This is a genomic window from Polaromonas sp., from assembly GCF_029945895.1.
Lineage (GTDB): Bacteria > Pseudomonadota > Gammaproteobacteria > Burkholderiales > Burkholderiaceae_C > Polaromonas.
This window is the reverse complement of the sequence record NZ_JAQSDL010000117.1, coordinates 1-7,078: the sequence shown is the minus strand read 5'-3', so window position 1 is coordinate 7,078 and position 7,078 is coordinate 1. Positions and strand designations below refer to the sequence as shown.

Here is a 7,078-nt window from a genome sequence, read left to right as displayed (position 1 = left end):
CCAGCGGGGCGAGGGAGGGGCGGGGGGAGGGAGTGGGGAGTTGCGCCTACTGTCCCAAGCAGACCGCAGGTGCAGCGTGACGCTGACAAGGTCAGACCGGTAATCCCCGAAATTTCAGCGCAGCTTGCCGAATCACTTCGGCCAGCAGGTTCTCTTTGGCCTGCCGTTCGCGCAACCAGCGCGCGTCGTTGTTGGACAGCTCGACGCTGCTGCGCAGCAGGTGAATGCCGCTGCTGGCGCCCAACGGGCCGGCGTGCGGGCCGAGTTTGTCCATGGTCATCAGGATGTGGTCGCGCAGGGCCATGTGTTCGCCGGTGGCCGGGTCCACGTAAACCGCCTCCAGCCCGAAGCGACAGGCCTGAAAGCGGTTGTAGGTGTAGACCAGGTAGTCGTCTTCGGTGGGGGTGAAGGGCTGGTCGTTCATGAACCACGAGGCCAGCGACTGCACGTAACCGGACAGCGCAGCGGCGCGGCCCACCGTCAGCGGGGTGTCAAAGACGCGGATCTCGATGGTGCCGAACTCCGGCTTGGGCCGGATGTCCCAGTAGAAGTCCTTCATGCTCCTGACCACGCCGGTGCGTGTCATTTTCTCGAAGTAGACGGTGAAGTCGTCCCAGGTCAGCGCCATGGGCGCACGGCCCGACAGCGGAAAGGCAAACACCGAATTCAGGCGAGCCGAATCAAAGGCCGTGTCTTGCCCCTGGACATAAGGCGAGGAGGCCGACAGGGCGATGAAGTGCGGAATGTAGCGCGACATGCGGTGCAGCGTCAGCAGGGCGGTGTCGGCATCGGGGCAGCCCACATGCACATGCTGGCCAAAAATCGTGAATTGCTTGGACAGGTAGCCGTACAGCTCGGACAGTTCGCGAAAACGCGGCTTGTCGTAGATGCGGCGCTCATGCCATTGCTGGAAGGGGTGGGTGCCGCCGCCGACCACGGCGATGTTGAGCTTGTCGGCGCACTTGACCAGCGCGTCGCGGATCTGCGTGAGCTGGCCCAGCACCTCGGACGAGGACTGGCAGACGCCGGTGGAGATCTCGATCATGCTCGAGGTCATTTCGGGCACCACGCTGCCGGGCAGGGGGATCTTGTCCATCAGGCGCAGCATGTCTTCGGCATACGGGGCCAGATCGTAGTCATGGGTGTTGACGAGCTGCAATTCCAGCTCGACGCCCAGCGACAGCGCCTCCGATTTCTGGAAGGGCTCCAGCCCGCCGGGTGCCAGTTGCGCAGGGGTGTGTTTACTCACGGAGCTCTCCGGTTGAGGTGGTCCAGGGTTTGTGCGTCCAGGGTTTTGAGCTTTCACCGGCGCGGTAGATGGCGAAGGTGGCGAGCATGGCGCCCAGCACTTCCATCAGCAGGATGGCCGGCAGTGCAATGCTGGCAATACGCGGTCCCAGCGAAGCCGACGAAGCCACAAACTGCGAAACGATCAGCAGCGCCACCGAGGACATCGGTGACATCGCGCAGCCGACCCACAGGGCCTGCTTCCAGCTGGCGCCGCTGCCCACATTGCCGATCGCGACGCCGGTGATCTTGGCCAGGGCCCTTGCCACGACCAGCGCTGCCACCAGTCCGGCCACCTGGCCGCTCCAGTCGGCTTGCGCGGCCACTACGGACACCAGCACGAACATCAGCATGGTCAGCATTGCCGAGGCGGTGCCCATCTGCCGCGGCCAGGACCAGGGGCGGGGATTGAGCTGCTTGAGCATCATGCCGCCCAGCAAGGCGGCCAGTGGCGCCGAGCCGCCGAAATGGGCGGCCAGTGCGGCGCCCGCAGCGATCAGGGCCAGCAGCAGGATGGCGGTGTTCTCGCTGGTCGGGCTCATCACGCGCAGGGCCGAACGCAGCGCCAGCGCCAGGCCGGCGCCGACCACCACCGACAGGCCCAGCACCACGGCCACCGGATAGAAGGTGTCGGTCAGGCTTTGTTCGCCGCGGCCCATCATGCCGGCGCGGGCGCTGCAAAGCGTCAGCGCATACAGCGTGCTCAGGGTCGACAGCACCATGGCCCGCTCGGTCACGGGACCGGAGGCGCGGGTGTCGATGATCACGCGCGACAGTACCGCCGGCGAAGCCGCCATGGCCAGCAGGGCCAGCGGCTCGGCGACAACCTCCCGCATGCCGAAAAAGGTCAGCGCCCAGTAGACGGCGACAAACGTCAGCGTCGATTCGGCCAGGCTTTGCACCAGCACCATGGGGTTGTGGCGGAACCAGCGCAGCGGAATGCGGCCACCCGCTTCAAACAGCACGACGGCCACGCCGAGTTCCAGCAGAAAGAGGCCCGTTCCCTGCAACGGCCAGGCGGCACCGGTGAACCCGGCCAGGCCGGCGAAAGCGCCAACCGCCGAATACCCCACCACCTTGGGCACGCCCGCGTAGCGTTGCACCAGGTGCCCGGTCAGAGCGGCCAGCGCCAGAAGGAAGGACCACTGGACCGTGGGCAGACCCGCTGAGGGTTTGATCCATTCGGCCCAGATGGCCATGATTTCATTCATGGATGAGTGTCTCCGTTGATTGATTGAAATTCATGCAGCGCCGCACAGGGAGTGCGCGGGTGCTCGATGGGGACCGGCCGCCGATGCGGCGACAAGCCCGGGAGCCTGCGGTGGGTCTATGTCGCGGCCAATGATTCAGGCCAGGCAGGCATCCACGGAAAACATCCCTAATTTACAACGCTTCACACTCTTTGCATGTAGGACAAGTACCCACATGGGCGCCTGCTGCGCTGTTGGCTAGCAGTTGTCAGGGTGTTGACAGCTCCTGTGCGGTGTCAATCAGGCAGAAAAAAGCTGGCCGGCTTGCTCCGCCAGCGCGCCCAGATCGCGGAACGGATGCGTCTGCGATCCACGCCGCTGACGCTATGGGCCCGCAGCGCCAGCCGGAACGCGAAGTAAAAGCTCACCCCCAGGTTGAGCGCACCGATCAGCGGGATGGAGGCCACACACCACCAAAGGGCCGGTTGCCGCAGCGCGTCCCAGCCGAGGGCCGCAGCGGCCGCGGCCAGCTGGCCGGAAGACAGTGTGACGTGACGCACTTCGAGTTCCACCCCGAAGAAGCCGGTCATCGGCGGAATCAGTCCCAGCATGAAACCCAGGGCGATGTTGGATGTGAAGCCCGAAATGTTGTCGCGCATGAAATGGCCCCAGCGCCGCGCCCGTGCAACGCCCAGCGCCCGGGTGATGCGCGGGTTGTAGCGCATGGCCGACGCCAGGCGGTACAGCACAAACCAGTTTTCCACCCAGCCGCCTATGATGCTGGCGGCAAACAGCACCACGCCGGTGAAGGCGGCCCACAATAGCGTGGGGCCGAGCAGGCTCAGGGTGTGCAGCACATGAGCGGCTTCCTTGGCATCGATCATCGGTCGCCCCAGCCCGAACTGCATGGCGATGCTGATCAGCAGGACCGCCGGCACGACCACGAGCACGTTGCCCAGCACGGCCGCCACCTGGGAGCGCACCAGGTGCGTGACCTCGTCCACAAACTCGCTCACCGCTTCGCCCGTGCGCAGGTCCTTGAGCTTGGCGGCCATGGCCGGTGCCGTCATGGCCGGCTGTTTGGTAGCCAGCGTGAAGTGCATCAACTGGATCAGCACAAAGCTGGCGGCATAGACGATGCTGGCCAGGAAGCCGCCCCAGAAGGCTGACAGTGCCAGCCCCACCACCATGAACTTGAGCAGCGTGGTGACGGCCGTCAGGGCGCCGCCGCCGGCGGCCTTGCGCAACATGTCGGTGTAGGCCGCGCGGTCGCGCGTGATGTAGTGCTCGCCGGTTTCGGCGCCGCGCTCGGCCACCTTGGCGGCCAGCAGGGTGGAGTTGCTGGCCACCAGCGCGCGTATGCTGCGCCGCTCCTCGGCCAGCAGCACCAGCCGGGCCAGCAACTGCATGGCACTGGTGGCGGGTTTGTCCGAAAGCAGGCAGTCAAGCAGATCGCGAATGCGCAGGATGCGCTCGCGCAGCTGACGCAGACGAAACACCAGGCCGACCGAGATGCCGTGTTCATCAAGGTGGACGTACGCCGACGAGGCCGCACTGCGGCAAGCCTCCAGCCGGCTCTTGAACTGGTCAAGCGCCAGGTGCAGCGCGCCGCTGTCGGGCCCGTGCAGCAGCAACGCGGCGCGCAGCGCTTCAAGATCGGCGAGCAGGCCGTGAAAGGGCCGGGCCAGCAGACTCTGGGGGCTCATCCGCAGGCGCAGTTCGGGCGAGAAGCCGGTGGCGCAGACCTGGCTGGTGCAGTAGGTCAGGGACTCCAGCAGCATGGCCTGCCAGTCCTTGAGCAGGGCACTGGCGCCGGGGGCAGGAAGGTCGGCGGGAGGGTCGCCGCCGGCCTGGCCCAACATGGCGCCCAGCCTCCCCAGCGTGTCCTCGTCGAGCAGTTTGAGCCACTGTGCGTCAAACGGGACCGGGAACAGCAGCATGAACAGTTCGGTGGCGTGGGTGGTCTCGGGCGTGCCCGGCAACAGCTTGTAGCGCAGCCGTTCGCCGAGTTCGCTGAGAAAAGCGGCGCGTGGCGCAAAACCGAAATCGGCAAACAGGGGCGTGGCATCCACCGTCTCGACCAGGGTGAGCCACCACAGCCGCAGCTTCTGCGGAAAACCCGGCCGGGCCTGGGCCGCGTCCAGGAACAGGCGGACCCGCGACAGTGCCGCCTGGGCATTGCCGGCGTCCCCGCGTATCCAGTCCAGCAGATCGCTGAGCCAGAGGTGCCGCACGGCCAGTTCAGCGCCCGGCTCCAGCTGGTCGAGCAGCTCGCTCAGTGTCCGCATGGCCAGACGCCCCTAGTGGAGGACACGGGCGCCGCCGGCCTGGCCGGGGCCACCGCCATTGCCCGCCTCAAGCACAAACATCGGAATGGCCGCCTCGAAACGTTCGCCATCCTCGGCAACACAGAAGTAGCTGCCATGCATGGTGCCGGTGGGTGTGCGCAGGCGCGAGCCGCTGCTGTACTGGAAGGACTCGCCCGGTTTGAGCAGCGGCTGATGGCCGACCACGCCCAGGCCCTTGACCTCCTCGGTGTGACCGCGCGCGTCGCTGATGATCCAGTGGCGCGAAATCAGCTGCGCCGCGACCTCGCCGGTGTTGGTGATCGTGACGGTGTAGGCAAAGCCATACACCTCGTCTTCGGGCGCCGATTGCTCGGGGAGGTAGTGTGGCTGGACGTCGCAGGAAAATTCGTATTTCGGCATGGGGTCTACAAGATTGGCGCCCATGTTAACCGCCCTCCGGCGGGCGGGAGAATCCGGGGGAAATGGTCGGGGTACGCACTTGCTGCGACAATCCGGCCATGAGCCAAAACAAGTCACCGGTGTACCGGATTGCCCCGTCGATTCTGTCCGCCGATTTCGCGCGCCTCGGGGAGGAACTGAGGTCAGTCATCGAGGCCGGCGCCGACTGGATCCACTTTGACGTGATGGACAACCATTACGTGCCCAACCTGACCTTCGGGCCCATGATCTGCAGCGCCCTCAAGCCGCACGCCAAAAAAGCCGACGGCACCGCGGTGCCGATCGACGTGCACCTGATGGTGCAGCCGGTCGACAGCCTGGCTGCGGCCTTTGCCGATGCCGGCGCTGACCTGATCAGTTTTCACCCCGACGCTTCCGGCCATGTGCACCGCAGTGTGCAGGCCATCAAGTCCAAAGGCTGCAAGGCCGGGCTGGTGTTCAACCCCGCCGCGGCGCTGGATGTGCTGGACTGGGTCATCGACGACATCGACCTGATCCTGATCATGAGTGTCAACCCCGGTTTTGGCGGCCAGAGTTTCATCGACTCGGCCCTGCGCAAGATCGAACAGGCGAGAAAGCGCATTGACGCGTCGGGCAAGGACATCCGTCTGGAGGTCGACGGCGGCATCAAGCTCGACAACATTGCGCAGGTGGCAGCGGCCGGCGCCGATACCTTTGTGGCGGGCAGTGCGATTTTCGGCAAGCCGGACTACCGGGCGGTGATCGCGGGCATGCGGACGGCACTGGCGGCGACATAAGCCGGTAGCGCACGATGCGGGTGAGCCGGGGGCCCTGCCCTGGCTGGATTGGAAGGGCCAGACCATGGGGACAGCAGGCAAACCAGCAGCGGGGGCGCTGACGCAGACCGCGGATGCGGCCGGACCGGAGCCGTTGCACAGGCACCGCATCCTGGTGATTGAGGACAGCGAGGATATCCGCTACCTGCTCACGGCCCTGTTGCAGGACAGCTACGAGGTGAAGGCGGCTGCCGCCGGCGAGGTCGGCCTGGACATGGCCCGGTCGCCCGAGCGGCCGGACATCATCCTGCTGGATGTGGTGATGCCGGACATGGACGGCTACGAGGTGCTTGCCCGGCTCAGCCGGGACCCTCGCACCGCCGATATTCCGGTCATTTTCCTCACGGCACTGGGCAGCGAGGATGAAGAGCAACGGGGGCTGGACCTGGGCGCGACCGACTATGTCACCAAGCCGATCAGCCCGCCGGTGTTGCTGGCGCGCCTGAAGCTGCACCTTGAGCGCCACGCCAATGCCAGGCGCCTGAAGGTGTTGTCCGAGCAGCTCTCGCGGTATCTGGCGCCGCAGGTTTACCAGTCGCTTTTTGACGGTTCGCGTCAGGCCGAAATCCGGACGCAGCGCAAGAAGCTGACGGTGTTTTTCTCCGACATCAAGAATTTCACCGAGTCGACTGCGCAGTGGCAGCCTGAAGAGGTCACGCTGCTGCTCAACAGCTATTTCGCGGAAATGTCGCAGATTGCCGCCGAGTACGGCGCGACGCTGGACAAATTCATCGGGGACGCCATCGTCATTTTTTTTGGCGACCCGCATACCCTGGGCGTTCGCGAGGATGCGGTGCAGTGCGTGCGAATGGCCATCGCCATGCAAAAACGCATGGAGGGGCTGCGCGCCCGCTGGCGGGAGATGGGCATTCACAGGAATTTCGAGATACGTATCGGCATCAACTCGGGGTTTTGCGACGTCGGCAATTTCGGCAGCAGCCTGCGCATGGAATACACCATCATCGGCCGCGAGGTCAACCTGGCCGCCCGCCTTGAGCAGGCCGCCGAGCCCGGCGAAATCCTGATTTCCAGCGAGACCCATGCCCTGGTGCAGGGC

The 7,078-nt window shown here is 65.5% G+C and carries 6 protein-coding genes; 2 read left to right on the top strand and 4 right to left on the bottom strand.

Going from position 1 to position 7,078, the window contains the following annotated elements:
* Window positions 1-91 precede the first annotated feature (91 nt).
* The 4 genes from PSV33_RS18820 to apaG all read right to left on the bottom strand — a co-directional run bounded on the left by PSV33_RS18820 (window position 92) and on the right by apaG (window position 5,185).
* Entirely contained in the window at window positions 92-1,249 is a 1,158-nt protein-coding gene (locus tag PSV33_RS18820) for a YbdK family carboxylate-amine ligase (protein ID WP_300564146.1), read from the bottom strand.
* Entirely contained in the window at window positions 1,242-2,498 is a 1,257-nt protein-coding gene (locus PSV33_RS18815; protein ID WP_300564144.1) for a cation:proton antiporter, read from the bottom strand. Before PSV33_RS18815 ends, PSV33_RS18820 begins: the two co-directional genes overlap by 8 nt.
* Before the next feature lie 275 nt (window positions 2,499-2,773).
* On the bottom strand, window positions 2,774-4,765 hold the full coding sequence (locus PSV33_RS18810) for a site-specific recombinase (protein ID WP_300564142.1): 1,992 nt from the start codon (window positions 4,763-4,765) through the stop codon (window positions 2,774-2,776).
* A gap of 12 nt (window positions 4,766-4,777) precedes the next feature.
* Complete coding sequence (gene apaG / locus PSV33_RS18805) at window positions 4,778-5,185, bottom strand: Co2+/Mg2+ efflux protein ApaG (protein WP_300564148.1); 408 nt, start codon at window positions 5,183-5,185, stop codon at window positions 4,778-4,780.
* A 98-nt stretch (window positions 5,186-5,283) separates the two neighbouring features.
* Here apaG and rpe point away from each other — a divergent pair, with 98 nt between their 5' ends.
* Together rpe and PSV33_RS18795 are read left to right on the top strand one after the other, a co-directional pair.
* The gene (gene rpe / locus PSV33_RS18800; RefSeq protein WP_300564140.1) at window positions 5,284-5,982 is read left to right on the top strand and encodes a ribulose-phosphate 3-epimerase; all 699 of its coding nucleotides are present in this window, start codon (window positions 5,284-5,286) and stop codon (window positions 5,980-5,982) included.
* A 64-nt stretch (window positions 5,983-6,046) separates the two neighbouring features.
* A partial coding sequence (locus tag PSV33_RS18795) for an adenylate/guanylate cyclase domain-containing protein (protein ID WP_300564138.1) occupies window positions 6,047-7,078 on the top strand: 1,032 nt, incomplete at its 3' end.

Excerpts from the sequence above, each read along its gene's own strand:
- PSV33_RS18815 (WP_300564144.1), bottom strand. The coding sequence starts at position 2,498 with ATGAATGAAATCATGGCCATCTGGGCCGAATGGATCAAACCCTCAGCG.
- rpe (WP_300564140.1), top strand. The coding sequence starts at position 5,284 with ATGAGCCAAAACAAGTCACCGGTGTACCGGATTGCCCCGTCGATTCTG.
- PSV33_RS18810 (WP_300564142.1), bottom strand. The coding sequence starts at position 4,765 with ATGCGGACACTGAGCGAGCTGCTCGACCAGCTGGAGCCGGGCGCTGAA.
- apaG (WP_300564148.1), bottom strand. The coding sequence starts at position 5,185 with ATGCCGAAATACGAATTTTCCTGCGACGTCCAGCCACACTACCTCCCC.